The 26287-nt window shown below is 48.9% G+C and carries 25 protein-coding genes, 2 tRNA genes and 1 pseudogene; 18 read left to right on the top strand and 10 right to left on the bottom strand.

Features of this window, described 5'->3' with window-relative positions; translation table 11 throughout:
* Window positions 1-41: 41 nt before the first annotated feature.
* Window positions 42-1259 (top strand): NAD(P)/FAD-dependent oxidoreductase, encoded by a 1218-nt coding sequence (locus tag QCB45_RS08270; protein WP_279420449.1) that lies wholly within the window; start codon window positions 42-44, stop codon window positions 1257-1259.
* Window positions 1260-1274: 15 nt separating this feature from the next.
* Here QCB45_RS08270 and QCB45_RS08265 read toward each other — a convergent pair whose 3' ends face one another.
* Genes QCB45_RS08265 through QCB45_RS08240 form a run of 6 tightly spaced genes read right to left on the bottom strand, consistent with a single transcriptional unit; the run spans window position 1275 to window position 7036 of the window.
* Window positions 1275-3587, bottom strand: coding sequence for an MMPL family transporter (locus tag QCB45_RS08265; protein ID WP_279420448.1), 2313 nt, complete (start codon window positions 3585-3587; stop codon window positions 1275-1277).
* Window positions 3580-4155 carry a LolA-related protein gene (locus tag QCB45_RS08260; RefSeq protein WP_279420447.1) on the bottom strand — a complete coding sequence of 192 codons (576 nt, stop codon included), beginning with the start codon at window positions 4153-4155 and terminating at the stop codon, window positions 3580-3582. Before QCB45_RS08260 ends, QCB45_RS08265 begins: the two co-directional genes overlap by 8 nt.
* A complete protein-coding gene (locus QCB45_RS08255; protein ID WP_279420446.1) occupies window positions 4145-5047 on the bottom strand; it encodes a hypothetical protein in 903 nt (300 codons plus the stop codon). The genes QCB45_RS08260 and QCB45_RS08255 overlap by 11 nt, the downstream gene beginning before the upstream one ends.
* The gene (locus tag QCB45_RS08250; protein ID WP_279420445.1) at window positions 5047-5376 is read right to left on the bottom strand and encodes a hypothetical protein; all 330 of its coding nucleotides are present in this window, start codon (window positions 5374-5376) and stop codon (window positions 5047-5049) included. Before QCB45_RS08250 ends, QCB45_RS08255 begins: the two co-directional genes overlap by 1 nt.
* A 5-nt stretch (window positions 5377-5381) precedes the next feature.
* Window positions 5382-6767, bottom strand: coding sequence for an AMP-binding protein (locus QCB45_RS08245; protein WP_279420444.1), 1386 nt, complete (start codon window positions 6765-6767; stop codon window positions 5382-5384).
* Window positions 6768-6775: 8 nt separating this feature from the next.
* Window positions 6776-7036: a phosphopantetheine-binding protein gene (locus QCB45_RS08240; protein WP_279420443.1), complete on the bottom strand. Its 261-nt coding sequence runs from the start codon at window positions 7034-7036 to the stop codon at window positions 6776-6778.
* 301 nt (window positions 7037-7337) lie between these two features.
* Here QCB45_RS08240 and QCB45_RS08235 point away from each other — a divergent pair.
* The 5 genes from QCB45_RS08235 to mtnN all read left to right on the top strand — a co-directional run bounded on the left by QCB45_RS08235 (window position 7338) and on the right by mtnN (window position 9411).
* Window positions 7338-7413 (top strand) — tRNA-Phe (locus QCB45_RS08235).
* Between the two features lie 44 nt (window positions 7414-7457).
* Window positions 7458-7541 (top strand) — tRNA-Leu (locus tag QCB45_RS08230).
* 178 nt (window positions 7542-7719) lie between these two features.
* Complete coding sequence (locus QCB45_RS08225; RefSeq protein ID WP_279420442.1) at window positions 7720-8169, top strand: hypothetical protein; 450 nt, start codon at window positions 7720-7722, stop codon at window positions 8167-8169.
* Between the two features lie 19 nt (window positions 8170-8188).
* Complete coding sequence (luxS, locus tag QCB45_RS08220; RefSeq protein WP_279420440.1) at window positions 8189-8710, top strand: S-ribosylhomocysteine lyase; 522 nt, start codon at window positions 8189-8191, stop codon at window positions 8708-8710.
* Complete coding sequence (gene mtnN, locus QCB45_RS08215) at window positions 8707-9411, top strand: 5'-methylthioadenosine/S-adenosylhomocysteine nucleosidase (RefSeq protein WP_279420439.1); 705 nt, start codon at window positions 8707-8709, stop codon at window positions 9409-9411. Before luxS ends, mtnN begins: the two co-directional genes overlap by 4 nt.
* Window positions 9412-9463: 52 nt before the next feature.
* Here the strand turns inward: mtnN and QCB45_RS08210 are convergent, their stop codons facing one another.
* A complete protein-coding gene (locus QCB45_RS08210) occupies window positions 9464-10996 on the bottom strand; it encodes a diguanylate cyclase (RefSeq protein ID WP_279420438.1) in 1533 nt (510 codons plus the stop codon).
* A 144-nt stretch (window positions 10997-11140) separates the two neighbouring features.
* Between QCB45_RS08210 and purT the strand changes: the two genes are divergently transcribed.
* From purT to QCB45_RS08190, 4 genes are all read left to right on the top strand, one after another.
* Window positions 11141-12322: a formate-dependent phosphoribosylglycinamide formyltransferase gene (gene purT, locus QCB45_RS08205; RefSeq protein ID WP_279420437.1), complete on the top strand. Its 1182-nt coding sequence runs from the start codon at window positions 11141-11143 to the stop codon at window positions 12320-12322.
* Window positions 12323-12649: 327 nt separating this feature from the next.
* On the top strand, window positions 12650-13081 hold the full coding sequence (locus QCB45_RS08200; protein WP_279420436.1) for a flagellar protein FliS: 432 nt from the start codon (window positions 12650-12652) through the stop codon (window positions 13079-13081).
* A 202-nt stretch (window positions 13082-13283) separates the two neighbouring features.
* Complete coding sequence (gene rpoH, locus QCB45_RS08195; protein ID WP_279420435.1) at window positions 13284-14180, top strand: RNA polymerase sigma factor RpoH; 897 nt, start codon at window positions 13284-13286, stop codon at window positions 14178-14180.
* Between the two features lie 33 nt (window positions 14181-14213).
* Window positions 14214-14936: a YoaK family protein gene (locus QCB45_RS08190; protein WP_279420434.1), complete on the top strand. Its 723-nt coding sequence runs from the start codon at window positions 14214-14216 to the stop codon at window positions 14934-14936.
* An 8-nt stretch (window positions 14937-14944) separates the two neighbouring features.
* Here the strand turns inward: QCB45_RS08190 and QCB45_RS08185 are convergent, their stop codons facing one another.
* The 3 genes from QCB45_RS08185 to aroK all read right to left on the bottom strand — a co-directional run bounded on the left by QCB45_RS08185 (window position 14945) and on the right by aroK (window position 17598).
* A complete protein-coding gene (locus QCB45_RS08185) occupies window positions 14945-15871 on the bottom strand; it encodes a D-hexose-6-phosphate mutarotase (protein ID WP_279420433.1) in 927 nt (308 codons plus the stop codon).
* Window positions 15872-15938: 67 nt separating this feature from the next.
* Window positions 15939-17024, bottom strand: coding sequence for a 3-dehydroquinate synthase (gene aroB, locus QCB45_RS08180; protein WP_279420432.1), 1086 nt, complete (start codon window positions 17022-17024; stop codon window positions 15939-15941).
* Window positions 17025-17073: 49 nt separating this feature from the next.
* Entirely contained in the window at window positions 17074-17598 is a 525-nt protein-coding gene (gene aroK, locus QCB45_RS08175) for a shikimate kinase AroK (RefSeq protein WP_279420430.1), read from the bottom strand.
* Window positions 17599-17900: 302 nt separating this feature from the next.
* Between aroK and gmk the strand changes: the two genes are divergently transcribed.
* The 8 genes and pseudogenes from gmk (at window position 17901) to QCB45_RS08135 (ending at window position 25945) form a co-directional block, all read left to right on the top strand.
* Window positions 17901-18518 carry a guanylate kinase gene (gene gmk, locus QCB45_RS08170; protein WP_279420429.1) on the top strand — a complete coding sequence of 206 codons (618 nt, stop codon included), beginning with the start codon at window positions 17901-17903 and terminating at the stop codon, window positions 18516-18518.
* Window positions 18519-18581: 63 nt separating this feature from the next.
* Window positions 18582-19769 (top strand): DegT/DnrJ/EryC1/StrS family aminotransferase, encoded by a 1188-nt coding sequence (locus QCB45_RS08165; protein ID WP_279420428.1) that lies wholly within the window; start codon window positions 18582-18584, stop codon window positions 19767-19769.
* Window positions 19770-19778: 9 nt separating this feature from the next.
* Window positions 19779-20852: an iron-containing alcohol dehydrogenase family protein gene (locus tag QCB45_RS08160; protein ID WP_279420427.1), complete on the top strand. Its 1074-nt coding sequence runs from the start codon at window positions 19779-19781 to the stop codon at window positions 20850-20852.
* A gap of 80 nt (window positions 20853-20932) precedes the next feature.
* Window positions 20933-21679: a 3-deoxy-manno-octulosonate cytidylyltransferase gene (gene kdsB / locus QCB45_RS08155; protein ID WP_279420426.1), complete on the top strand. Its 747-nt coding sequence runs from the start codon at window positions 20933-20935 to the stop codon at window positions 21677-21679.
* Window positions 21680-21735: 56 nt separating this feature from the next.
* Window positions 21736-22968 carry a 3-deoxy-D-manno-octulosonic acid transferase gene (locus QCB45_RS08150; protein ID WP_279420425.1) on the top strand — a complete coding sequence of 411 codons (1233 nt, stop codon included), beginning with the start codon at window positions 21736-21738 and terminating at the stop codon, window positions 22966-22968.
* Between the two features lie 95 nt (window positions 22969-23063).
* Window positions 23064-23252, top strand: a pseudogene (rpoZ, locus tag QCB45_RS08145) (DNA-directed RNA polymerase subunit omega); the annotation flags it as partial.
* A 53-nt stretch (window positions 23253-23305) separates the two neighbouring features.
* Window positions 23306-25447: a bifunctional (p)ppGpp synthetase/guanosine-3',5'-bis(diphosphate) 3'-pyrophosphohydrolase gene (locus tag QCB45_RS08140; protein WP_279420423.1), complete on the top strand. Its 2142-nt coding sequence runs from the start codon at window positions 23306-23308 to the stop codon at window positions 25445-25447.
* A 111-nt stretch (window positions 25448-25558) separates the two neighbouring features.
* A complete protein-coding gene (locus tag QCB45_RS08135) occupies window positions 25559-25945 on the top strand; it encodes a RidA family protein (RefSeq protein ID WP_279420422.1) in 387 nt (128 codons plus the stop codon).
* Window positions 25946-26287: the final 342 nt, after the last annotated feature.

The following is a 26287-nucleotide window of genomic DNA, read 5'->3' as shown; positions in this document are numbered from 1 at the left end:
ATCTTCTATACAGACATGCAACGACTTAAAAGGAACTATTCTTGAAAACCTGCGATGTATTCATTATCGGCGGCGGCCCGGCCGGGTCGATTGCGGCGGCCAAACTGGTTCAGGCCGGTTATTCAGTCAAACTGGTGGAACGTCAAACCTTCCCGCGCTTTGTCATCGGCGAATCGCTTCTGCCACGTTGCAATCAGCTTCTGAATGAAGCCAACATGCTCGAAGCAATCGAAAACGCCAACTTCCAATTCAAAGGCGGCGTTGCTTTTCAAGATCAGAGTAAATTCGAAATCTTCCATTTCGACGACAACCTTGGCGAGCCTTTCAACAGCTCGTTTCAAGTCAAACGCGAAACCTTCGACCACGAATTATTAAAGGATGCCGAACGTAAGGGAGCGGACGTAGAATTTGAATCCGAAGTCACCGCTTACGATCCGGAACAAAACATCGTGACCGTCAAAACCAAACAGGGCGACATCGAAACCTATCAGGCCAGAAAAGTCATCGACGCTTCCGGATACGGACGCGTGCTGCCACGCTTATTGGAATTGGACGCCAAACCAAAACAAGCGCTGCGACGCGCCACCTTCTGCCGTGTTAAGGGCGATATCCGTCCCGACGACGGCACGGACGGCTATATCTATGTCGATGTTCACGGCGACAACGACGCCTGGATCTGGAACATTCCTTTCAATGACGGCATCACCTCGGTCGGCATCGTCTGTACAGAAGAGTATTTCCAGTCGTTCAACTTGTCCGAAGCGGAGTTCTGGGATCGAATCGTTGAAACCACACCCGGCTCGAAGCACCGCTACCAAAACGCCACCAAAATCAACGAGGTCAATTCATTAAGCGGTTATTCCGCCGCCGTGAAGAAACTCTACGGAGATAACTTCGTGCTGGTGGGTAACGCTTCGGAGTTCTTGGATCCGGTCTTCAGTTCCGGCGTTACGCTTGCACTGGAATCCGGCTCGGTCGCTGCCGATTTGACGATCAAGGAATTGGAAGGCGAACAGGTTGACTGGCAAACCGAATACGAAGACTACATGATGTTGGGCATCGACGTGTTCCGCGAATTCGTCAACGCCTGGTACGACGGACGGTTGCAAACCATCTTCTTTGCCGCCGACAAAGAACCGAAGATTAAACAATCGATTACTTCGGTACTGAGCGGTTACGTTTGGAACAAACACAATTTCTTCGTCAAAAACTCAGGCGTGGCCGTGGATACGTTGGTGGCAATGATCGAATCGAACTGATCCGCAATGATTGATTCACACGCGATGATATAAACGCGCTGTCAGATAAATCCAAAGCACACCCAACACCAAGGTTTGCCCGATCGCCACCAGAATCGGGATTTGGGTGAACAACAGGAAGCCGAACGAAATCACCGTGGTCATCAAAGCAACCGACACCGAATTCAAGCTCTTTGGTGCGGATTTGGCATCCTGGGCAAACAGACTGTAGTCCAGCCCGATGGCCACCACTAACAACGCCGATAACAAGTGGAACACGGTCAGAGCCTGCCCGAACCCAACCAAAGTGGCAAACGCCAGCCAAAGTCCTAACACAACCGGAACCAAAACCGACCAGGCCTGCTCAAAATCCCGTTTGCGCCAAATCAGAAACAGGGCGATGATGAAAGCGAACAAAACCATCACCCAAGCCAACTGCCCTCTGAGTTCCAATACCGATTCTTCGACAAATTCACGTTGATGAAAATAGACAAGACCGTGCTGTTCGCTCCACCGTTTCAACACTTCCGAATCCGTCACGCCCTGAAGCAGAACCTTACCAACCGTTTGCCCGTCGATTGACGACACCAGAACCGGCAACAAGGTTTTCTGCCAATCCAGCGCCAAGGTTTGAAAATGCGGATAATCCACCAAAGAGAGATGTTTGCTCTTTTCAACGTTTTCAAAGAAATTACCAAAATGTTTGACCTGCAAAGGTGTCTCGGCGGCCGTTATTTTCGATTGCAATGCGGCGGTTTCAGGCAGATTGTTTTGACGTTGTAATTGCAATTTCTGGCTGGGAAGAAAATCCGCCAACTGCATAGACCCGCCGATCACACCGTCTTGTTGCAGCTTCGCCAACTCAGATCGAATCCGTTCCTGTTGTTGCAGCAAGCTTTCAACATCCGGTGCACGCAGTAATAAGAACTGTCCCGCTTCCGCCTGCTGGAACTGCTTTCTCAACTGCCCGTCCTGTGTCAGCAGGCTTTTAGGAACCGGACTCAAACTGGCGAGATCATCCTGCCACTTCAACGGCGAGATCACTACCAAAATCAAACTGCCTACCAACAAAATCAATAAGACGCGCATTGAAAAAGGCGAGAGTTTCGCAAAAGAACGATCTAAAAGCCCTTTCGATATTTTCGACAGGCCTGTTCGGTTTTCCGAATCCGAAATTGGCGGATATTCCTGAAATTGCAACATCATGCTGCGGGTAATCATCAGCGCAGTGAAAATGCCAACCGAGGCAAATACCGCAATTTGCTGAATACCTCGAATATCTAATAGCCCCAGACTCAAAAACCCAACCAAACTGGTAAGACCGCCCAATTGGATAACCGGCCAAATTCGGTTGGCCGATTCCCGGCCATTCTTCAAAGCCGAAAAGGCATGAATCGGGTAGTCCACCGTCACGCCGATCAACACCACACCCAACGCCAGAGTCAGCACTTCAATCGAGCCGAACAATAGATTAACAACCACGGCCGCCGCCAAGGTCGCTCCCGCCAACGGCACAAAGCTCAATCCTACCCAGACAACATTGCGGAATACGAAACCTAAAAACAGCAGAATCGTCACCGTGGCTAAAATCGAGAGCGTCTGCAGTTCGCTCTGCATCTTTTCCCTGGCCTGCAATGCAATAAGCCCGGCATTGGAAAGTCGGGCATGAACCGTCGGATTGGCATTTTCGGCAATAAAAGACTCGACAAACGGACGAATCGATTTCAACGCATCGGTATCGTTTGGTTGTAGATTCACCAACAACAACGCATGCTGTGATTGGGATGATTCAAAAGCAGGCAACAGCCACACGCCGTCTGTCGTCGGAATTTGAGACGCCGTCTGCCCTGCCTGTAAATAGCGTAACCATTGTTGGGTTGGATCGCTCAATGCGGTTTTTTTATCCAGTACCACACCCAACTGCCATGCCTGCCACAGCTCCTGAATCCTTGCCGTTAGCCCATCGGGCTGAAAGTCGGTGAATAGATAACGGTAATCCCGTAACGTGCTGGTTTGCCAACGGCTAAGTGGCGGCGGCGCGTTTTCCACGCTCCGCACCCACTTCTGACTTGTAAGTGCTTGCTTCAATTGAACACTGATGGCCGCCAAATCGTGAACGTCGGTTTCAGACGGTGCGGAAAGCGAAATCATCACGGGCTGATCACCGGAATCGGTATTCAACATCTGCTCAAGCGCGCCCATCAGCAATCGGTTTTCAGAACTCTGGGGTTTGGGAAAGAATCCGGTCAATTGATTTTGCAGCGATAATGTTGGCCAGACAAGCATGGCTGTGACAATCAACAGCGCCACAAATCCAATGGTAATGAGATAGGGTCTTGAGCTATTCATAACTTAATTCAAACCGCCGCCAATCACCGCTTTTGAAATCAAGCTGGATGTCCAAAACCCGGCTTTGATTGTTTTCGGTCTTTCCCGTAACGGTAACTCGGTTCGCCGTCAGACTCATGGCCGACCTAGGTTCCAGAATCAAACGCCAGCGATTGGAAGGAAGCGATTCAACGGAAACTTGATACTGCTTCTCCAGAGCCTGTGGGTGGCCGGACATCAGACTTTGTAAAGGCAAGAGAAATTGCGCCACTTCGGGCAGTTGGCTCAAGCCGATTTCGAGCTTACGCTGAGGAAAATCGATGGAAAGCAACGAATCTTTAAGTGACAAGGAACCTTGGATTGGCGATTGGTATTCGATCTCGAAAGATTGCGCACCGTAAAAATGAAACACGCCTCGATAAACCGATTTCAGTTCCAACAATGCATCATAACGTTCTTCGGTAAACGATTGGTTTTCCGCCGGTAACGGCCAATTCTGATAAAGGTCTTCTTTAGTGACGGCAAACGCGGATTGAATGCTGAAAATCAGCACACCCAATCCGAAGAGAAGCGCTTGTTTAACCGGCATCGGACTCATCCGTGTCTAACCAGTAATGATAAAAGTTAAACCAGTTATAAGGGGCGATTCGGCATTGCTCCTCCACCCGGTTCATAAAGATTTGCGCCATCTCCTGCAAACTGGTTTGCTGATCGAACTCTAATTGTTCGCTATGGACATGATATTTGTTTCCACCTTCAAAACGGCTGAAAAACACATTGATCGGAATATTGAAACGCTTCGCCAGTTTGAATCCCGACACCGGAACCGCGATCCGATCATTGAAGAAATTAACCGTTACCGTCGCCTCTTCACCGACCGCTCGATCTTTGAGCATGGCAACCGAATTGCCCGATTCGAGCGTTTCATGAATATCAAAAATGGTTTTCATCCCATTGTAAGGAATCACATTCTCGGCCAGCCCCGGATTGAGTTCGTTCAACAGATTTACCAGTGCCTGATTCTGATCGACCTTCAACACGATTTTGATTTTGATGCCGTACTGGTCCAACGACAACGCCCGAATGGCATCCAAACTGCCGAAATGCGCCCCCAAATAAAGCTGTGCCGGGTTTTCGGCCATGGAGGCCCGCCACTCCTCCAGGTTATCGTATTCCACCTGGAAACCGTCAATACGCCCCGTCAGAAAATAGACCCTATCCAGAATCGTGGTCGCAAACCACAGGAAATGTTTGTAGACATCAGAAAAACGGACAGGCCTGTCCAAAACCTGATTCAAATAATGACGGGAAGCTGCCTTTTGCTGCTTTGAGATCAACAGGTAAAACAACGTGATCGGATGCAGAAGCAAACCCACAGCCCAACGCGGCAACAACAGCGCCAAACGCCGGATGATCTTCAACCAGAAACCGGAAGTACGCTCCTTTTGTGCCGTCCAGTCTTTCAAGTTGTTCCTCGCCATCAAACCTGCAACTCCAATAACATCTGACCGGAAGCCGCCAAAGTACCGACTTCCGTAAATAATTTAAAACTGGCTTTCCACTGCCCCGGTGTTTTGGTTTCCATCCAATCCACCGAGATACGAACCGTCTGTTCCGGCGTCACCGGGCGGTTGAACTTGGCCTGAACCACTTTCAAAATTTGAATGTCTTCAAAATGCGCCTTGAAAAGGCGTTCAACTTCCGCCAGCAAAACCACGCCCGGAACAACTGGGTGACCTGGAAAATGGCCGGCAATACTGGGATGGTTCTGTGGAATTACAAAAGAACCTGTCAGGTTTTCCATCACCATTGCCGTTATCCAACCTTCTCTCTTGTCTGGCTTTCCAATTCTAACAACGCCTGAAACGGGATCTTGCCCATTTCATTTCGTGGAATCCGTTTTACGAAATGAAGCGGCCTGGGTAAAAAAACCACATCCATCGACTTGGACAGAGCCTGTCTTATTTCCTGAGAAGACAAATTCGACACCACAAACGCCTGCAAACGTTCACTCGCTTCCGACCGCCAAAAAACGCCGTCTTCAATCCCGGGAACCGCTTGCAAAATCCGATTGAGATCCGTCATCGAAGCGCGTTTTCCGGCCACCTTGATCAAGTCCGACTGTCGTCCAAGCACTCGGAAACGGTCGGCGGAAACAGTGCGAATTGTGTCCTGTAGCCTGTGTCGCTCATCAAGGTCCTGCATAATCACATCATAAGTGCCGGAATTCTTATCTTCTTCCAAACAGTTATGATCGTATAACCGCCACTCATCAGAAACCAATGTTTCACGTGAAGCAATTGAAGCGGTTTCGGTACTACCGAACACCTCGAAAACCCGTGCGTGCATTTTCGTGCCGACGGTTTTGGCCAACGCCACGTCCAACGGTGCTGTGGCCGACAAAACTTTCAGTCCATCTTCGGATTCATTGTAACTCGGCCATTCCGTATCGAACTGTGTGAGCTTTTTCAGGTGCAAAGGAGCGGAAACCAACCAGACAGGCGGTTTGACAAAGTCCAAGGCCGCTTTGATGTCTTCAGCAAACATAGGTCTACCCGCCCAGACTTTAAGTCGTGAGAACAACGGCCAGAATATCGTCGTCTCCAAACCGAACATGTGCTGGCTCGGAACCGTCGCTACCACGCAACGTGGAGATTCGGTCCGATCAAAACCGAATCGTGAAATGGCTTTAGCCGCCAGCCTCATCATTTGAGACCAGGTTTTGACCACTTTTTTAGCCTGGCCGGTCGAGCCGGAGGTATACAGCCAGATTTGTGCTACAGGCAACTTCCGTAGCAACGGCGACAATTGTGCTTTATCCACTAATCCTGAAGATAAAAGGTGTTTTACATCAATACGTGCAACCGTTTCATCCTCAAAATTCCAACGCTCGGTTCGCGCACCGGCAATAAACTTATGCCTGGAATCGATTGCATCCATCAGACCGTTCAGAGTGTTCTCGGCCGTATTAGGCGGTAGGACAATGATCCCATCTTTGAAGGCCACCGCCAACAACAACACCAGAAATTCATGGCGCTGGGTATAAAGATTCATCACCACAGGCGCCTCAGGCAGTGCCCGACTTAAATGAAAAGCGGCCGAGACGATCTGATGGCGCGAATAACGGCCATCTTCCAAAAGCACAAAAGGGTCGTCCGAAAACAACCCTTTCATCATCGTCTCAATCACGGAACCCGACACGTCCGCATTCAGGCCTGTTTGTTTGCCTGAACAAAATCCGTCAAAGCCGCAACCGAGGAAAAGATTTCACCCACATTCTGGTCGTCTGACTTGATCTTGATCCCGTAACGCTTGTTCAACTCCAAAGAGATTTCCAACGCATCAATCGAATCCAACCCCAATCCGTCATTGAAAATAGGTTCATCAGGGTTGATCTCATCCACGGAAACATCTTCTAAATTAACCGACTCAATGATCATTTCAGCAATTTCGGCTTGTTCTGGAGTCATCTTTTATCCTTAATCTTTATTTTCTTATTTTTTTAAAAAACGGCCTAAAATTGTCTATTCGCCGCTGAATAATTGAATATTCTAATTCTATCAGCCCATCATGGCTAGAAATATAGCGTATAGAGATTAGACGGCGCAAAAATCGACCAAGCCACTTCTTATCAGGCAAGATTCAATCCTGGACAAACCCAACGCCGCTCTCCTTAGAAAAACGCCGCTCTCCTTAGAAAATTGTAAATATTTTTCAAATTAAATTTGACAGTCGCAAAGCCCATCCCTATAATACGCCAAATCTGATTTAGGCCTGATAGCTCAGTCGGTAGAGCAAGGGATTGAAAATCCCTGTGTCCCTGGTTCGATTCCAGGTCAGGCCACCATTTCTTTATGTAGCTTTTTAATAAAAAGTTACAATATAAGATACGCGGGAGTGGTGGAATTGGTAGACACGCCAGATTTAGGTTCTGGTGCCTTTGGTGTGAGAGTTCGAGTCTCTCCTTCCGCACCATCTTTTATGTGAGGACCACCCCCCTCACATAGCCCCCAAAAGCCAGCTTATGCTGGCTTTTTTTATGTCTGAATTTTTTCTTTTCCAACAATATAATATTGTCGTAGATTCACCCTAACATCCAGTTTATGTTATCCTTTTCAGTCCCGTTGGCTCTCTCCGAAACGGAGTTTTAATTATGCGTCTCTCATTGCTAAACGCCCTGATTCTAAGTTTTTTGCTGTTGGCCGGCTGCCTCGGAATTACCCAACCGAGCGAAGAAAGCATTAAAACCATGACAACCGAGCATTTCAATCAGCAGTACCCTGGCCTGTTCAGCGTGATCGAGACGCACAAAGACAACGGTTATAAGGAAAATGACACCCATTACGTTGCCGAAATGACCTTTAAAGTAAAAGCGGAACGCAATTTGCAGGAATACACCGAGCTCATCATGCTCGACCAGTCGTTATCCGCCTTTGAAAAAATTTCTCGAACCGTTAATCTCGGTTTGCTGAAGATGACAATGCCAGCTTTTGAACCCGGTGACGAACTGGAATTTAAACGTAACTATCTATTTATCAAAACCGATAACGGCTGGTTGCTCAAAAAGCCATTGGCGCCGGATCATCACCCTGAATCCATTTAATTTTTAACAGGACTTTGCTATGCCTTTATTAGACAGTTTTACCGTTGACCACACGATCATGAACGCTCCGGCGGTTCGCGTCGCTAAAACGATGAAATCCCCTTCCGGCGACACCATCACCGTTTTCGATCTACGTTTCAACAAACCGAACGAAACTATGATGGGTGAAAAAGGGATTCACACGCTAGAACATCTTTTTGCCGGTTTCATGCGCAATCACCTCAACAGCGACGATGTCGAAATCATCGATATTTCACCAATGGGCTGCCGTACCGGCTTCTACATGAGCCTTTTAGGCGCCCCTAGCGAAGAACGCGTTAGCCAGGCCTGGTTGGAATCCATGAAGGACGTATTGAACGTCGAGCGTATGGAAGACATTCCGGAACTGAACGAATACCAGTGCGGGACCTATGTGATGCACTCTTTGGATGAAGCCAAACAGATCGCTCAAGAGATCATCGATCACGGTATTGGAGTCAACAAAAACGCCGACATCGCTTTGTCGCCGGAAACGTTAAAAGAGCTAGGCAACGAACTATGAAAGTCGCAATTATCGGCGCGATGGAAGAGGAAGTCTCTCTTCTACGCAGTCATATGACCTACCTGCAAACCCAGAAGCATGCGGGCTTTGAGTACTATCTAGGACAAATCGGTGATACTGAAGTGGTACTGCTTCGATCAGGAATCGGCAAGGTCAACGCCGCCATCAGCAGCACCTTACTGCTTCAACTGTACGATCCGGATTACGTCATCAATACGGGAACCGCAGGTGGTTTCCATACCGATCTGGAAGTGGGCGACATCGTCATCAGTAGTTCTGTCTGCCATCATGATGTCGACGTCACCCCGTTCGGTTACGACTTGGGACAGGTGCCGGGCATGCCGTCCTGCTTCCTGCCGAATGAAAAACTGGTGAAAGCAGCACAGAACAGCATCGACGCCCTACAGGAAGTGGTACATATGCACGGCCTGATTGCCACAGGTGACCGATTCATGCATCAACCGGAAGACGTCACGAACACGCGTAACAACTTTCCAGAAATGATTGCTTGTGAAATGGAGGCGGCTGCGATTGCTCAGGTGTGCCACACCTTTGACACCCCGTTCGTCATCATCCGTTCGCTATCGGATATCGCCGGTAAAGAAAATGCGGTGACCTTCGAACAATATCTGGAGAAGGCCGCTACCCACTCCGCCAAGGTCATTCTTGAAATGCTGAAACAGCTGAAAAAATTGAAATGATCTTATTCGCTCCGTACCGGCCGGTACGGAGCACACCTTTTCGGAAAAGTAATCAAGCGCCTACGCGATAGCGCGCCACAATGTGCTTATTGAAACGTTCGGCTTCAATCGGCGCAGACCATACTTTACCCTGACCCATCAAACATCCCCACTGACGCAACTTGCGAACCTGTTCGTGGGAATCGACTCCAGTAGCAATAACACAGATATCCAGACTTTTCGCCATTTGAATCAATGCCTGCAACCAGGCCTGCCCGGATTTTGTTTCCATAGAATTTTGCAGCCAATCTTTATCAAGTTTGATCTCGTTTAACTGCAACTCGGACAATAACGCCAAATCCAGCGAATACGCACCCACTTCCGTCAACGTAATCTGATAGCCTGCATTGCCTAAGTCTTTCAATGTTGCTTTCAACTTATCGTCGATATTCTGCAGAGTGCCCAACGAAAACTCCAACTGCAACTGTTCTCGACTAACCTGATAACGCTGAACACGTTCATCCAGAAATGCCACGAGATCGTGTTGCTCCCAAAGACTGTCCAAAACCGGTACGGAAACCACCAAATCGCTTTCCAGTTCACGCCATTGCTGAAGATAATACAAAGAAGTATCCACCAGCCAAGTCGCGACCGATTTTGATCTACCGCTTTTAACCAGCAACTCCATCCAACTGTTCAGATAAGGCGTTTCAAAATGTTCGTTATCCCAGCGTGCCGTCACACTGGTTCCGACCACACGCCCCGTCTTCAGTTCGACTTGAGGTTCAAAACAGGTTTCGACCAACCCATTGTCGATGGCGGTTGAAAATTCATCCTGAAGTTCATGACATCTTGCCGGAACTTCTTCCATGATTTCGTTATAGAAACGATAAGTGCGACGACCTTTCGATTTCGAAACATACAAGGCCTCGTCGGATTTCTCCATCAATTCAGAAGGCGTATTACCGTCCAACGGATAACGGGCCACACCGATACTGGTGGAAATTTCCGCTTCTTTCTGTCCCAACCAATACGGACGACTGACTTCGGTGATGATGCGTTTGCAAATCTTGACGATGTCTTCGCGATCGGACAGATCCGCCAATAAAATTACGAATTCATCCCCACCACGACGACTGACAATATCGCCTTCACGAACAGACGAAATCAATCGGGCACCGACATTCTGCAACAACTCGTCACCGGCCTGATGACCAAGAACGTCGTTAACGGCTTTAAACCCGTCCAAATCAAGGAATAACAGACTGAACTCGGTTTTGTCGGCTTTGGCACTCTCCAGCACCTTTTCCAGAGTTTCTCCGAAATAGGTACGATTCGGCAGATGGGTCAAGGCATCGTAGTTGGCCTGACGAAATAGGTCGCGAGTACGAAGCTTTACTTGTGCTTCAACCATATCGGCAATTTCTGCAGGCATATCAACTGATTGTGAAAACTGCTTTTGCAAATCGCTAATGACTTTTTTAATGTCCGAACGCTTCTCCACTTCACTGCGCTTTACCATTCTGGAAGTGCGGACGCGCTCATCCTCAAGTAACATACCGATGGAATCGGCCTGCTGTCTGTCTGATTTACGAAGCTCTAACATGTTAATCCCTTGTTCGGACAAATCCACTTCTTGAACTGAACCCTAACGTGGTTTGCCGTATAATGTCGCAATCTATCCGATGAAAAATTGACCGTGATCGCTGTCTTTTAAAATTCTTAACCTGTATTAAGCAAAGGAGATGCCATGTCTAGCATTGGTACACCATTTTCTGCAACCGCCACTCGTGTTCTGCTCTGCGGTGCCGGAGAATTAGGCAAAGAAGTTGCCATTGAATTGCAACGTTTGGGCGTGGAAGTCATCGCCGTCGACCGTTACGCAAACGCCCCGGCCATGCAGGTTGCAGACCGTTCTCACGTAATTGAAATGCTGGATGGCGATGCCTTGAGAAAGGTCATTGAACAGGAAAAGCCACATTATGTCGTTCCGGAAATCGAAGCCATCGCCACAGATACACTAGCGGAGATGGAATCCGAAGGCGTCACCGTCATTCCTACGGCACGTGCCACTCAATTGACAATGAACCGTGAAGGAATCCGCCGACTGGCGGCCGAAGAGCTTGGGTTACCAACCTCGCCTTACGAGTTCGCGGACACTCAGGAAGACTTCACTGCCGCTATCGAGCGCATCGGCATGCCTTGCGTGGTCAAACCGATCATGAGCTCTTCCGGAAAGGGACAAAGTGTCATAAAAACGGCAGACCAAATTGAACAGGCCTGGGCCTATGCCCAAGAAGGCGGACGTGCAGGTAAAGGCCGCGTCATCATTGAAGGGTTTGTCGATTTCGACTACGAAATCACCTTGCTGACCGTACGCCACATCCACGGAACCAGCTACTGCGAACCAATCGGACACTATCAGGAAGACGGCGATTACCGTCAATCTTGGCAACCGCATCCTATGAGTTCGGCCGCGCTTGACAAATCTCAAGAAATCGCCAAAAAAGTGACAGACGCCCTGGGTGGTTTTGGCCTTTTCGGTGTCGAACTGTTTGTTAAAGGCGACGAGGTCTATTTCAGCGAAGTTTCGCCTCGCCCGCACGATACCGGTCTGGTTACATTGATGTCGCAGGACCTGTCCGAATTCGCACTACATGCCAGAGCGATCCTGGGGCTACCGATTCCGAACATCACACAGCATGGTCCTTCCGCTTCCAGTGTGATTCTGCCGACCGGCACATCAACCCAGACAAGCTTTTCCAATTTAGAAAACGCCTTGGCCGTACCAGACACTCAAATTCGTCTGTTCGGCAAACCGGATATCAACGGTCGCAGACGCATGGGCGTGGCGATTGCTCGAGCCGAAACCATCGAAGAAGCGATTGAAAAAGCCAAGAATGTCGCTTCGGCCGTCAAAGTCACGTTCTAAAACTTGCCGCCCGGAAATTTGAACGTGAAATCAATTACCTGGGCGGCAACACCAAATCTTTGACACTGGCACAATCGCCCTCCTTGTTCGTTTGTGCCGCCCCTTCCATTACCACCCCATCTTAAAAAAATCGTTAAATCTAGATATAACTTTCAAAATCAATAGGTTAATACCCTAAAAACCCCTCTTAAAACCGGCTTTCAATACCCCTTTGTCCGATAAATTATTGTTTTTTGGCATGCTCCCTGCTGTACGACAGAAAACGATAATACTTTAATTTTTTATAGGCATTTTTTGCCTCACACACAAAACAACAGGGAAATTGCCATGACAACCAACAATCCAATCTCAAAAGCACAAGCACCTTTATTGAAAGAATATCAGCGCAGCCAAGAAACCGAACATCAACTGGCTGAAAACCCACGTAAAACAGTTTTACTGTTGCTACAAGGCGCGGTAGACAAAGGAAACTTGGCGAAAGTCTGTCACCAGAGCAACGCTCTAGTTGAAAAAGGCTTCCATCTTGGCCGCATGACTACAATTCTGGATGCTTTACGCGACCGCCTTCAATTCAGCAAGGAAACGCCTCTGGCATTTGACCTTGAAGAACTTTACCGTTATGCAGACCAGTGCATTCAGGAATCGGTATTTGAAAAAGAGACTTTTTACCTGGACAGCGCCGTTGAGATCCTGACAGAACTTCGCGATGCCTGGTTGGAGATGATGCAGCAGACAGGACAGCTTTCCGACAACGCATAATCCAACAATCTAACTCTAATCCAGTCAAAAAAAGCCGTATCGGTTGTTTCCGATACGGCTTTTTTATTTTCATAAACTCTTATTTTTCAAACAGTTAAAAACAGTATGAATCAATCGTGAATTTTATTAGCACTCTCTTGCAATGAGTGCTAAAAATGTTGTAGTATTAAGTAATTAAATTAGGTTCAGGAGGGAAACGAGTATGAAATCTCTTGTAAAACATCCAAGAACTAAACGATTGAACTCACATGCAAACTTGCCGGCAACGAATGTTTCGGCATTTGAACTGTCTCCAGGCCAGAATCTGGATACGTATTTGCGTACCATTCAAAGCATCGAGCAGTTGTCTGCCGAGCAGGAAAAGGCGCTTGCCGAGAAGCTCTTTTATGAAAAAGACCTATCGGCAGCCAGACAGTTGATTTTGTCATCCTTGCGTTATGTCGTGCCGGTAGCGCGTTCGTACAACGGTTACGGACTGCCTCTGGGCGACATCATTCAGGAAGGGAACATCGGTCTGATGAAAGCGGTCAAACGCTTCAATCCTGAAGAAAACGTACGTCTGATGACGTTTGCGGTTCATTGGATTCGTGCCGAAATCAACGAATACGTAATCAAAAACTGGCGAATCGTCAAAACCGCAACCACCAAAGCGCAACGCAAACTGTTCTTTAAATTGCGCAGCACCAAGAAAAACCTGGAATGGTTTGGTGACAAGGACGCGGATGCAGTCGCTGAAGAGCTTGGCGTATCACGTAAAGACGTTCTAGAAATGGAAAGCCGCCTATACGGTAAAGACATTTCGGTTGACCCGACAGTGGAAGATGACGAAAATACCACCTTCCCGATTCTGGTCAGCCAAGACGCCGACCCTGAAACGGTACTGGTACAGGAAAACCAGGCGGAATACGAACTGGGCAGAATGCAGGCGGCGCTTGCAACTCTCGACGAGCGTAGTCGCGCAATCATCCAGAAACGCTGGCTGACGGATGACAAAGTTGGTTTGAAAGAACTTTCCGAAGAGTTCGGCGTCTCTATGGAGAGAATCCGCCAAGTAGAAAAACAAGCGTTGAACAAGCTGAAAAACCAGCTAATTGCTTAAACTATCTAAAGGCCTGTTTTCAAACAGGCCTTTTTGTTTTATTCTCTAACCATGCCCTATCCACCTAAAGAATTCCCTGAAGCCTCTGCGAACGATTCGGAACTTCGTTTTTCGATTCGCAAGTCGTTTATCATCGCCATGCTCATGGCGTCAATGGCTGGCTATATCAACAGTGCCATGCTGATTGAATTCGGTATTCCCGTCAGTCAGATGACTGGTGTTACGTCTCGTTTAAGCGATGCCATCGCCCATCTCGAACTTCGCGACTTCCTGAATAGCTTCATGATTCTAATTGGATTCCTGGGCGGCGCATTGATTTCCGGCCTGTTGATCGGCAAAGCACAATTCAAAACCAGCGCCAATTACGGCCATGCTTTGCTGATTAACAGCGCTATTTTAGGCTCTGCTACCCTGTTCAGCTTCATCCAATCGGAAGTTTCCCTGCTTCTTAGCGCCATCGCCTGCGGCCTGCAGAACGCGCTGGTAGCGAGTTATCGTGGATTGCAATTGAGAACCACACACATGACGGGAACGGTAACGGATATAGGCGTTCATCTAGCCAACAAGATAAAAACGGGGCAACCTTGGCCCTGGCAGGCGAATTTGCTTTTAGTACTGCTGTTCAGCTTTCTGATCGGGGGGATACTCGGAATCTTCGCCTACCGGGAAATCCCGAACTGGTCATTGATCATACCAAGCATCATCACAGGTTCCTTAGGTGTGATCTATTTCAAATACTACTTCCGAAAGCCCTGAACCGCCGGTTATTTCACTCTGAACAGGCCTGGTCGTGATCGAACCGCTTCAGCAGAAAGCATCATGGTCAAGCTGTGCTTGCCTTCACTTGGAACCACGACCTGATTATCGAGCACGTTACCGCTTTCGACACAAGCGAACGTCAACCAACCATCATCAGGAATGTCATCAAAGCCTTTGACAATCTCCGGTCCCGGATTCCAGACCACACTGGAAGACGAATTCTTTTTCTCGATCAATATCCGACGATGATTGCCTGAATCCTCGATAACGGCATCACCGATATGATCCAGGAAGACGGAATCTTTCGGCGGATTCAAAACAACCGGTTCGGCCTGAATCTCCGGTGGGACGTCTTCACTCAACTTATCCAGGTGAATTGTGTTTTCGAGCCCTGTGATCAACATGTCTCTAGGGTCTGCGACATTGAAATAAGTATGCAACGCCTCGGTGATTTCAATATCGTGATCGTTTGGATTGGTGGTCGTCAGAGTCAAAGCCAGTTTTTCGCCGACTTCGATCTTGAGTTGCAAATGAAAGGCGTGAGGCCATAAGGCACGAGTCTCTTCTGTGTCGCTGCAAGTCAACACAACTTCGGTGACGCCGTAAGGGAGGTTAGCGACATGATCAAGATGCCAGACCATATTGCGAACAAAACCGTGGGCTGGCAGGCCCGCCGAGTTCGCCTTGCCAAACCACGGCCAGCAAATGGGGATCCCGCCTCGTACGGCCTTCTTGCCATTAAAGACGGCCGTGGGACTGACCCACAAGACATCTTCATGCTCGCCTTTAGGCACATAACTGAGTACGGAAGCACCGTGCGTGGTGATAGTTACCTTGGCATGCTCGTTCTCCACATCGATCATCATCAAATGGTCGCGCATGGAAAACGTCACACCTTTGACATTAAACTGGCTGGCAAAACGTTCGGGCATAACGAGCTCCTCGATCAAAAATTCAACATTTCAAACGTCGCCCGATGTCCTCTGTGAACAATCAGTCTCAGCAACGCCATTCGGTCAGAGTTTGTTGCAACAGATCCGCCGGATAATCCCCAGTTACATAAGCTTCGCCGATGGTCTTTAACAAGACCAGACGAATCGTACCGGCCTGAACTTTCTTGTCACCGGCCATCAGATCCATGTATTTCTGGTTCGGCATCTCATCTGTCGAAGGCGGACAAACCGGCAACTTGGCGCGTTCGAAAATCGCTTGGATACGGTCAAAATCCGCTTGATTGATATTGCCCATCAACTTGGACATATACGCAGCCTGCATGGTTCCCGCACTGACCCCTTCGCCGTGCAGCCAAGCACCGTATCCCATACCGGCTTCGATCGCATGACCGAAAGTATGTCCCAAGTTGAATAGCGCGCGCATGTCGGCTTCCTTTTCATCCTTAGCAACGATATCGGCCTTGTTCTGGCACGAACGCTGAATCGCTTCCGCCAACGCCACAGGATCACGATCCAATAACGCTTCCAGATTCGCCTCCAACCATTCGAAGAACGGGTAATCGCCGATCAGACCGTATTTGATCACTTCCGCCAGGCCTGCCGACAATTCGCGGTCTTCCAGAGTATTCAAGGATTTGGTGTCGATAATGACACACTGAGGCTGATGGAATGCCCCGATCATGTTCTTTCCAAGAGGATGGTTGACGCCCGTCTTGCCGCCCACCGAAGAATCCACTTGCGACAATAAAGTTGTCGGTACCTGAATGAAGTTCACACCGCGCTGGAAAGCAGCTGCGGCAAAACCGGTCATATCACCGATGACCCCGCCGCCCAAGGCAACCAACGTGCAGCGACGGTCGAAACGCTTGCCGATCAACGCATCAAACACCTGATTCAAGACTTCCAAATTCTTATACTGCTCGCCATCCGGCAAGATTACCGTCTCGACTTCAAAATCGGCGAAAGCCTTCTTACACTGTTCAAGATACAGCGGAGCGACGGTTGTATTAGTGACAATCAAAACCTGCGTGCCTTTCACGTAAGGCTTCACCAACTCGGCATCGCCCAACAAATCTTCACCAATGAAAATCGGGTAACTTCTATCCCCTAAATCAACCGTTAACGTTTTCACTCACTACTCTCTTAACTTTAATTCTATTCAACTATGACGTTTAAATCGTTTAAACGACCTGTTCGGCCAACAATCGATCCGCAATCACCTTAACAACCCTATGTACAGGCACTTGCTGGGTTTCAATGACCAGATCCGCCATCTCCAGATACCACGGTTCACGCTTGATCATCAGATCCTTTAGCACCTTCTGTGGATTGGCCTGCTGTAGAAGCGGACGGTTGCGGTCATGCTTGGTACGTTGGATCAACGCCTCGACCGGCGATTTCAAATAGACCACAAACCCTCGGGTGCGTAAATGCTTGCGATTGATTTCGCGTTCCACAACGCCACCGCCAGTGGCCAAAATAATTCCTGGACGCTGGGTCAACTCGTCAATCACGTTCTCTTCACGATCACGGAAACCGGACTCACCCTCGATGTCGAAAATCATAGGGATCGTCGCACCGGTACGCGCTTCGATTTCATGATCACTGTCGACGAACTCGTATTGCAGCCGTTCAGCCAGAGCGCGACCTACGGTCGATTTACCCGCCCCCATTGGACCTATTAAAAATATACTTTCCTTATGCATACACGCATTGTAATGGATTTAAGGATTTGCCTCCATTTAAGATTTTCAAAAATCTTTAAAAAAATCCTGATCCTAGCTCATTAAATTACACACTCCAAAAACCAAAAACCACAAGACTCATTTTGAACAGGCCTGCCCATTATTTAAAAACCGTGCTGAAACGTAAAATTCCCCTTCCGCCTGAATTAAAATTCGGTTTTCAAATGTCTTATACGCTTAGATTCCAACAACCTGGATTTCTCTGCTAAAATACCGCATTAACTTAAAATACATAATAGATTCATCTGGATTGGAGACGGACAATGAGCGGTTCACTTTATATAATTTCTGCCCCTTCCGGCGCGGGTAAAACGTCGCTGGTCAGCAAATTAATTGAATTGGACAGCCATATCAAAGTTTCAGTCTCCTCCACCACACGTCCGATGCGTCCGGGCGAAGAAGACGGCGTCAACTATCACTTCCTGAGCGTGGAACAGTTTCAGGAAAAAATCGCCCAAAACGATTTCCTGGAACACGCCCAGGTGTTCGATAATTTTTACGGAACTTCAAAAAGTACTGTGGAAGCTCAACTGGAAGCCGGCAAAGACGTCATTCTGGAAATCGATTGGCAAGGCGCACAGCAAGTTCGCAAGTTGATTCCGGAAGCCATTTCGATCTTCATCCTTCCGCCTTCGCTGGAAGAGCTGAATCGCCGCTTGAACGGCCGCGGAACCGACAGTGAAGAGGTCATCGCCCGACGCATGAGCGATGCCGTCAGCGAAATGTCGCATTACGATGAATTCGACTACATTGTCATCAACAACAACTTTGAAATCGCCCTAAAGCAGTTGCAAAGTATTTTCAGCGCGGGCCGTCTCACCAAGCAGAAGCAGGTAACGCAGCACGCCAATTTGATCAACGCACTGATTGCTTCCAAATAATTGGAATCCGCCAATTAGCGCCTAACCAGAACACCCGAACCATAGCGACCAAGGAGTCACGCAATGCCAGGCTTTGAGATTTTCGACGAATCCGAAAAACAACAGATTAATGAAGTGATGGAACAAGGTTTTACCTTCCGCTATAACTTTGACGGCATGCGTAATGATGTCTGGAAAGCGCGCGAACTTGAAGGCATGATCTGCGACACTCTAAACGTCAAACATGCGCACTTGGTCTCCAGCGGAACGGCAGCGTTATCGACCGCTCTGGCCTCCGCAGGCATCGGTGCCGGAGACGAAGTCATCGTGCCTCCTTTCACCTTCGTCGCCAGCGTCGAAGCGATCGTGCTGGCCGGTGCGATTCCAGTCTTCGCCGAAATCGACGAAACCCTGACCCTATCGCCGGAAGGCATCGAGGCGGTAATCACGCCTCGTACCAAAGCCGTGAACTTCGTACACATGTGCGGCTCAATGGGGAAAATGGACGAAATCAAGGCAATCTGTGACAAACACGGTTTGATTCTATTGGAAGATGCCTGTCAGGCAACCGGTGCCACCTACAAAGGTAAGGCTCTGGGTACCATCGGTCAGGTAGGAACTTTATCATTCGATTCGGTCAAAACCATCTCCTGCGGAGAAGGCGGGGCTGTCCTGACCAATGACGAACTGATCTACGCCCATGCCCACATGTACTCCGATCACGGTCACGACCACATCGGCATGGACCGTGGTGCGGAAGGCCATCCGATCATGGGAGCCAACTACCGCATCTCGGAAATGAACGCCGCGGTCGGTGTCGCTCAATGGAAAAAACTGGACCGTATCCTGGAAATCCAACGCCGCAACAAAAAAGCGTTGAAAGAAGCCCTGTCACAATACCCTGAAGTGACTTTCCGCGAAATCCCGGACGAAGCGGGCGACAACGCCGGTTTCCTGAGTTTCTTCCTTCCTTCCGAAGAACGTGCCCAGGAAGTCGTCAGCGCACTGGCCGCTGAAGGCGTACCAGCGGTATTCTACTGGTATGCAAATAACTGGCACTACTTGAAAAACTGGACACATATCCACCAGATGAAAGGTCCGGCCAAACTGCCGATCGAACTAGTTGAAGACCGTCCGGATTACTCCCAGGTCTCTACTCCGAAATCGGATGCGATCATGAGCCGCACCCTGTCGATGCTGATCCAACTGGCTTGGACGGAAGAAGACATTCAGAAACGCATCGATGCTTTTGCAAACGTATTCAAAAAATAGGTTTATCCAATGAAATTTCGTAACTTTAAAACCGTCCCTAAAATCATCTTCGGACGCGGATCTTTCGAACAACTCGACGACGTATTGGCTGCTGAACGTCAACAGGCTGACGACTTCGTCGTGTTCGCGGTTGACCACGTTCACCGCAACCTTCCGTTGAAAGACCAGATTCCGGCACAGCCACAGGACATGATCATCTGGATCGACACCACGGATGAACCGAAAACCACCTACGTTGATCAGTTGACTGAAGAAGTCCAGGCATTCGCTAACGGAAAGAATCCGGTCAGCGTCGTCGGACTGGGCGGCGGTTCGACACTGGATATGGCCAAAGCGGTCTCCTTGATGTTGACCAACCCGGGCGGTTCAGCCTCTTACCAGGGTTGGGATCTGATCAAGAACCCGGCGGTTCACCACATCGGTATCCCGACGCTATCAGGAACCGGAGCGGAAGCTTCGCGCACCACGGTATTGACGGGCCCTGACAAAAAGCTAGGCATGAACTCGGATTACACCGTATTCGATCAGATCATCCTAGATCCAAACCTAATCAAAGGTGTACCGAAAGATCAGTGGTTCTACACTGGTATGGATTGTTACATCCACAACATCGAAGCGTTGAACGGCACCTATATCAACGAATTCGCACGTTCGTTCGGCGAAAAGTCATTAGACCTGTGCCATGAAATCTTCCTGGAAGACCACCCGGATGCCGACGAGAAACTGATGATGGCCTCTTACATGGGTGGGCAGAGTATCGCTTACAGCCAGGTTGGCGCTTGTCACGCTCTGTCTTACGGTCTGTCTTACGTACTGGGCTACCACCACGGAATCGGGAACTGCATCGCGTTCGACGTTCTGGACGAATTCTATCCGGAAGGCGTCAAGGTGTTCCGTGAGATGATGAAAAAACACAATATCACCTTACCGAAAGGCATCACCAAAGACATGAGCGAAGCCGACATGGACAAGATGATCAAAGTCGCTTCCGGTTTGGCGCCTCTATGGGAAAACGTCTACGGTCCGGACTGGCAGACGCACGTCACGCCGGAAAAGTTGCGCTCCCTATACGAAAAAATGTGATCTTTGACGGCCGGAAATTAGTCCGGCCGGCTTTTATATCCTGCAGTCGAACCATTTAAACCACCATTGAGTCCGAACAAATGAACACCTATGTCTTTATCCCTGCGCGTTACGGTTCTTCCCGTTTACCCGGAAAACCTTTGAAACTGATCAACGGCAAGCCGATGATTCAGCACGTTTACGAACGCATTGCCCAAGCACAAGGGTTAAAAGGTGTTTATGTCGCCACCGATGATGACCGCATCAAAACCGTCGTCGAAGAGTTCGGCGGACAAGTCGTTATGACTCCTGTGGAAGCGGCCTCCGGTACGGACCGCATCGCCGCAGCCGCCAACGCTTTAGGGTTAAATGACGACGATTTGATCGTTAACGTACAGGGAGACCAGCCGCTGGTTCATCATGAATCAATCGAAGACGTGATTGCGCCGTTTCTGGCTGACGACTACGACGGCAGTTTCGAGATGAGCACCCTATCGTTCAAAATCGTCAACGAAGCGGAAATCACCAATCCCAAAGACGTCAAATTGGTCACCGACGTGAATGACTTCGCTCTGTACTTCTCTCGTGCCACCATTCCGCACGGCCGTGATTACTGGGATCACGACAGTTTCAAGCACCTGGGCGTCTACGCCTATACAAAGCGTTTTGTCGATTTATTCAACACCCTGCCGATGGGTCGTTTGGAAGACATCGAGAAACTAGAGCAGCTTCGTGCGCTCGAATACGGGCATAAGATCAAAGTGGTAGAAAGTAAATGGGATTCTCCGGAAGTCGATCTGCCGGGCGACATCGCCATCATGGAAGCCCTGCTGGTGGCCGGGCATTAAAAATCCCGACAGGCCTGTTCACTTTTTAAAACCCGTTCGGAGTTGAGCCCAAAACCATGTACCAGCTGTTGATTCGATTACTGAGCCCGCTGATTTGGGTTTTGATACTTGTCGATGCCTTTAAACGCAAAGGCGGCTGGCCGTTTGTGGTTCAACGCCTAGGACTTTATTACCCACCGTTAAAAACACTCCAGCCAAATCAAAAACCGATCTGGTTCCATTGTGCCTCCGTCGGTGAAGTTAAAGCCGCGGAACCTTTAATTCGTGCGCTCATAGCGCACTATCCGCTGCTGATTACCACCAGCACTCCAACAGGAAAAGACCTGGTTGTTTCAAGCTTCGGCGATCAAGTTGTCCATCGCTATCTGCCTTTAGATTGGCCGTTCGCAATCCGCCACTTTCTCAAACGCCATCAACCCGCTCGACTCTGGGTAATGGAAACCGAAATCTGGCCCAATCTCTACCGTATCGTCTCCGCTAATGAGATCGAGCTTTGCATTCTTAATGGCCGACTTTCCAAAAAAACCCTACGAGCACCGGCCTGGCTGCAAAAAACCTACCGACAAAGCCTGCTTCAAGTGGACATGATCATCGCGCGCTCCCAAGATGAAGCCAAACGTTTTGAAGCACTTGGCGCCAAACCGGGAACCATTCAGGTGCTCAATAACCTGAAATACGCCGCCTTGCCAGAAGTACACAGCCAAGTCCGACCGATCGAACGCCCCTACGTTCTAGCGGCTTCAACTCATGAAGACGAAGAACTTCAAATCAGCCGTATCTGGCTTTCTCTCAACCGCCCCGAGCTGCTGGTGATCGTGCCCCGACATCCCCAACGCAGCGGCCAGATTCAAAAACAGTTGATTGCCCTGGATGCCGGATTGAAAGTGGCCAGTAAAAACGAGACTCCGGAAGAAACCACCAAGCTGTTTCTGGATGACCGTATCGGCAAGCTCATGGCCCTGTTCGCCCATGCGGAAATGGTCATCATGGGCGGCAGCTTCGTGCCGAAAGGCGGCCACAATATCCTTGAGCCTGCGGCCTTTGCCAAGCCGATCATCACAGGGCCGGACATGTCCGACTTCGAAGACGAATTGGCATTACTCAAAGAGCATCAAGGTATTGTCCAAACCCAAGATTACAACGAGCTTAAAGCCACTTTACAAACCCTGATGAACGACCCTGAAAAAGCGCAGAATTTAGGTATGGGCGCAAAACAGGCGCTTGATTTACAACAGGATACCCTTCAGAAATACCTGGAAACACTCGACATTTCCTTAAATAAGCAATAAAAACAGAGGTTTCGCTGAATATTCATCTTAATGTATGATTAAATTTAAGGTAAAATAGCTCCTTAACTTTGAAATTTATAGATGGACTAAAAATTATGGCACGAGTTACCGTTGAAGATTGTTTAACCCAGGTTGAAAACCGCTTTGAGTTAGTGATTGTCAGTGCAAAACGCGCACGTCAGTTGGCGAATGGTGCCGAACCGACTTTGTCATGGGACAACGACAAGCCGACCGTAATGGCTTTGCGTGAATTGGCAGAGAACTCAATCGATCGTGATGTGGTCATGGCGGATCCTGATACTCCTCCATACTTCAGCTAAGGAGCCCCATCCAATCTATGCCGACACCGAATTCACTTCAAGGATTAATTGAAAAGGCATCCCTTTATCTAAATGACGAGAGCGTCGAAAAGATAAAAGCAGCGTTCGAATTCGGTGCCAAGGCGCATGAAGGCCAAACCCGAAAAGCGGGTGGCGACTATATCTGGCACCCGGTTGCCGTGGCCGAGATACTGGCCGAAATGCAGCTCGATCAAGAGAGCATCATCGCCGCTATCCTCCATGATGTCGTCGAAGACACCCCTTACACCAAAGAAGACATCATCACCCAATTCGGTGAAAACGTCGCCGAAATCGTCGATGGCGTCACCAAACTCGGTAAACTCCAGTTCGAAACCCCACAGGAAGCCCAGGCGGAAAACTTCCGTAAAATGATTCTGGCAATGGCTCGCGACATCCGAGTCATCCTCATCAAACTGGCCGACCGCCTTCACAACATGCGTACCTTGGGTGTCATGCGCCCTGAAAAGCAACGCCGAATCGCTCACGAAACCTTGGACATCTACGCACCGATTGCAGCACGATTAGGGATCAACGCGATTCGAATCGAGTTGGAAGACCTTGGCTTCAAGGCCATGCACCCTCTGCGCTTTGCGGTATTGGAAAACGCCGTCAAGAAAGCGCGCGGTAACCGCCATGAAGTGATCGAACACATCACCGAGACCTTGCAGAACCGTCTGGCCCAGGAAAACATCCCGGCACGCGTTCTTGGCCGGGAAAAACACCTGTACAGTTTGTATAAAAAGATGCGCAACAAGCGCCAGAGCTTCAGCGACATCCTCGATATTTTCGCGTTCCGCATCATCGTCAATACGGCAGACGAATGTTATCGCACCCTTGGAACGGTTCACTCGCTCTACAAACCTTTACCAAACCGGTTCAAGGACTATATCGCAATTCCTAAACCCAACGGTTACCAGTCATTGCACACGACTTTGTTCGGGCCTTACGGCATCCACCTGGAAGTCCAGATACGTACCGAAACCATGCACGACGTTTCCGAACACGGGATTGCCGCGCATTGGCACTATAAAGACGGCGCTACGCTAGAGGATAATTCGCCTAGCTCGGTCGAAGTGCGTGCCCAGGAATGGGTGAAAAACCTACTGGAGATCCAGCAGAGCGCAGGGAACTCTCTCGACTTCCTGGAAAACGTCAAAATCGACCTATTCCCGGATGTGATTTACGTCTTTACACCAAAAGGCGACATCATCACACTGCCGAAAGGTGCAACGCCAGTCGATTTCGCCTATGCGGTCCATACCAACATCGGCCACTCGACCGTTGCCTGCCGCATTGACAAGAAACTGGTGCCTTTACGAACGCCGCTTGAGAGCGGGAAAACCATTCATATCATCAAAGGTAAGGACGCCCAGCCGAACCCTGCCTGGCTGAACTTTGTCACCACGGCCAAAGCACGCTCGCAAATCCGTCACTACCTTAAGAACCAGAAAACCGGCGCAGCCATCAGTCTCGGAGAAAAGCTGCTTACTAAAGCACTGCGTACCCAAAACATGGCTTATGACGGCTTGACCGAACTGATTCGCCGCGAAATTGCCGCCGCCCTCAAACTGGAAGGCTGGGAAGACCTGTTGAGCGAAATCGGACTCGGGAATCGTATGGCTGGACTGGTCTCCAAGCAGATCCATGACCTGCTACTCGGTACCGAAGACAAACTGCCTGCCAAAGAGCCGAATGCAGACATGCCGCTGGCGATTTCCGGAACCGAAGGCATGGTGATCAACTTCGCCAACTGTTGCCACCCGATTCCGGGCGATAAGATCGTCGGTTTCATCAGTACCGAAAGAGGGTTGGTTATTCACCGCGATGACTGCCACAACGTCAAGAAGATCAAAAACCAGCCTGAAAAAATGCTCGACGTGAACTGGGAAGAGGACAACGAAGCGACCTATCTGGCTGAAATCCAACTGGAAGTCAAAAACCAGCGTGGGGCGCTTGCGACCATCGCAAACGAAATCGCAAAAAACAAAACCGACATCGAACGCGTGCGCTCAGAAGATAAGGATGAGACCTATAGCGTAATGAACTTTGTGATTGCCGTGCGCGACCGTACTCACCTGGCACAAGTGATGCGATTCCTGAAACGTGTACCGATTGTAGATAAAATCCAGCGTATCTAAGCACTTTCAGGTCATTCAGCAGTCAGACATTCCAACATTTTCAAAACCAGCAGGCCTGTTGGTTTTGCTACAATAGCGTCGATTCCACTTAATTTGATAAAGGAAACCCTCATGCGTGAAGTGATCTCTACTCCAAATGCCCCACAAGCCATCGGTACCTATTCACAAGCGGTACGTTTTGGAAACACCGTTTACCTTTCCGGCCAAATCGCTCTGATTCCGGAGAGCATGGAACTTGCGGAAGGCGATATTGCGGTACGCATCCACCAGGTTTTCAAAAACCTTTCCGCCGTCTGCGATGCCGCCGGCGGCTGTTTGCAAGATATCGTCAAACTGAATATCTTCTTGACCGATATGTCCCACTTTGCGAAAGTGAATGAAATCATGGCCGAATACTTCCAGGAACCTTATCCTGCACGTGCTGCGGTTGCGGTTAAAGAGCTACCGAAAGGGACGGATGTGGAAATGGATGGTGTAATGGCTCTGTCTTCTTACTAAGAAGCACCTATCCCTTAAACTGAAAAAGCCCTCATAAGAGGGCTTTTTTGTTTATATAAACCCAGTAACGATCAAACAATTCCTTATAGATAAAGAAAATGTACAAAATGGTGCAACTTTAATTAATTTTAATTCATACAAATCAAAAATCTCATTCAAGCCTTTTTTCATCAAAAAAAATCAAAAAAAATTTCCTCATATTTATTTAAAAAATTGCTGTTTCCACCTCAAAAACGTCAAAAAATTACGTTAAAAATTCATCTTAAAGGGTATATCTGCTTATCATTTTTATCTTTCATTGGCACAAATAGGATTTATCAAAAAAAACTGGCACTTTACCTG

It is taken from the genome of Thiomicrorhabdus sp. ZW0627, from assembly GCF_029767005.1.
Classification (GTDB): Bacteria; Pseudomonadota; Gammaproteobacteria; order Thiomicrospirales; family Thiomicrospiraceae; genus Thiomicrorhabdus.
The sequence above is the reverse complement of the archived record's forward strand: the minus strand, read 5'-3'. Positions and strand labels throughout refer to the sequence as shown.

What these genes read in the sequence shown, in the direction of transcription:
- QCB45_RS08265 (WP_279420448.1), bottom strand. Translation starts at nt 3,587, where the DNA reads ATGAATAGCTCAAGACCCTATCTCATTACCATTGGATTTGTGGCGCTG.
- QCB45_RS08260 (WP_279420447.1), bottom strand. Translation starts at nt 4,155, where the DNA reads ATGCCGGTTAAACAAGCGCTTCTCTTCGGATTGGGTGTGCTGATTTTC.
- QCB45_RS08255 (WP_279420446.1), bottom strand. Translation starts at nt 5,047, where the DNA reads ATGGCGAGGAACAACTTGAAAGACTGGACGGCACAAAAGGAGCGTACT.
- QCB45_RS08250 (WP_279420445.1), bottom strand. Translation starts at nt 5,376, where the DNA reads ATGGTGATGGAAAACCTGACAGGTTCTTTTGTAATTCCACAGAACCAT.
- QCB45_RS08240 (WP_279420443.1), bottom strand. Translation starts at nt 7,036, where the DNA reads ATGACTCCAGAACAAGCCGAAATTGCTGAAATGATCATTGAGTCGGTT.
- QCB45_RS08225 (WP_279420442.1), top strand. Translation starts at nt 7,720, where the DNA reads ATGCGTCTCTCATTGCTAAACGCCCTGATTCTAAGTTTTTTGCTGTTG.
- luxS (WP_279420440.1), top strand. Translation starts at nt 8,189, where the DNA reads ATGCCTTTATTAGACAGTTTTACCGTTGACCACACGATCATGAACGCT.
- mtnN (WP_279420439.1), top strand. Translation starts at nt 8,707, where the DNA reads ATGAAAGTCGCAATTATCGGCGCGATGGAAGAGGAAGTCTCTCTTCTA.
- QCB45_RS08210 (WP_279420438.1), bottom strand. Translation starts at nt 10,996, where the DNA reads ATGTTAGAGCTTCGTAAATCAGACAGACAGCAGGCCGATTCCATCGGT.
- purT (WP_279420437.1), top strand. Translation starts at nt 11,141, where the DNA reads ATGTCTAGCATTGGTACACCATTTTCTGCAACCGCCACTCGTGTTCTG.
- QCB45_RS08200 (WP_279420436.1), top strand. Translation starts at nt 12,650, where the DNA reads ATGACAACCAACAATCCAATCTCAAAAGCACAAGCACCTTTATTGAAA.
- rpoH (WP_279420435.1), top strand. Translation starts at nt 13,284, where the DNA reads ATGAAATCTCTTGTAAAACATCCAAGAACTAAACGATTGAACTCACAT.
- QCB45_RS08185 (WP_279420433.1), bottom strand. Translation starts at nt 15,871, where the DNA reads ATGCCCGAACGTTTTGCCAGCCAGTTTAATGTCAAAGGTGTGACGTTT.
- aroK (WP_279420430.1), bottom strand. Translation starts at nt 17,598, where the DNA reads ATGCATAAGGAAAGTATATTTTTAATAGGTCCAATGGGGGCGGGTAAA.
- gmk (WP_279420429.1), top strand. Translation starts at nt 17,901, where the DNA reads ATGAGCGGTTCACTTTATATAATTTCTGCCCCTTCCGGCGCGGGTAAA.
- QCB45_RS08165 (WP_279420428.1), top strand. Translation starts at nt 18,582, where the DNA reads ATGCCAGGCTTTGAGATTTTCGACGAATCCGAAAAACAACAGATTAAT.
- QCB45_RS08160 (WP_279420427.1), top strand. Translation starts at nt 19,779, where the DNA reads ATGAAATTTCGTAACTTTAAAACCGTCCCTAAAATCATCTTCGGACGC.
- kdsB (WP_279420426.1), top strand. Translation starts at nt 20,933, where the DNA reads ATGAACACCTATGTCTTTATCCCTGCGCGTTACGGTTCTTCCCGTTTA.
- QCB45_RS08150 (WP_279420425.1), top strand. Translation starts at nt 21,736, where the DNA reads ATGTACCAGCTGTTGATTCGATTACTGAGCCCGCTGATTTGGGTTTTG.
- QCB45_RS08140 (WP_279420423.1), top strand. Translation starts at nt 23,306, where the DNA reads ATGCCGACACCGAATTCACTTCAAGGATTAATTGAAAAGGCATCCCTT.
- QCB45_RS08135 (WP_279420422.1), top strand. Translation starts at nt 25,559, where the DNA reads ATGCGTGAAGTGATCTCTACTCCAAATGCCCCACAAGCCATCGGTACC.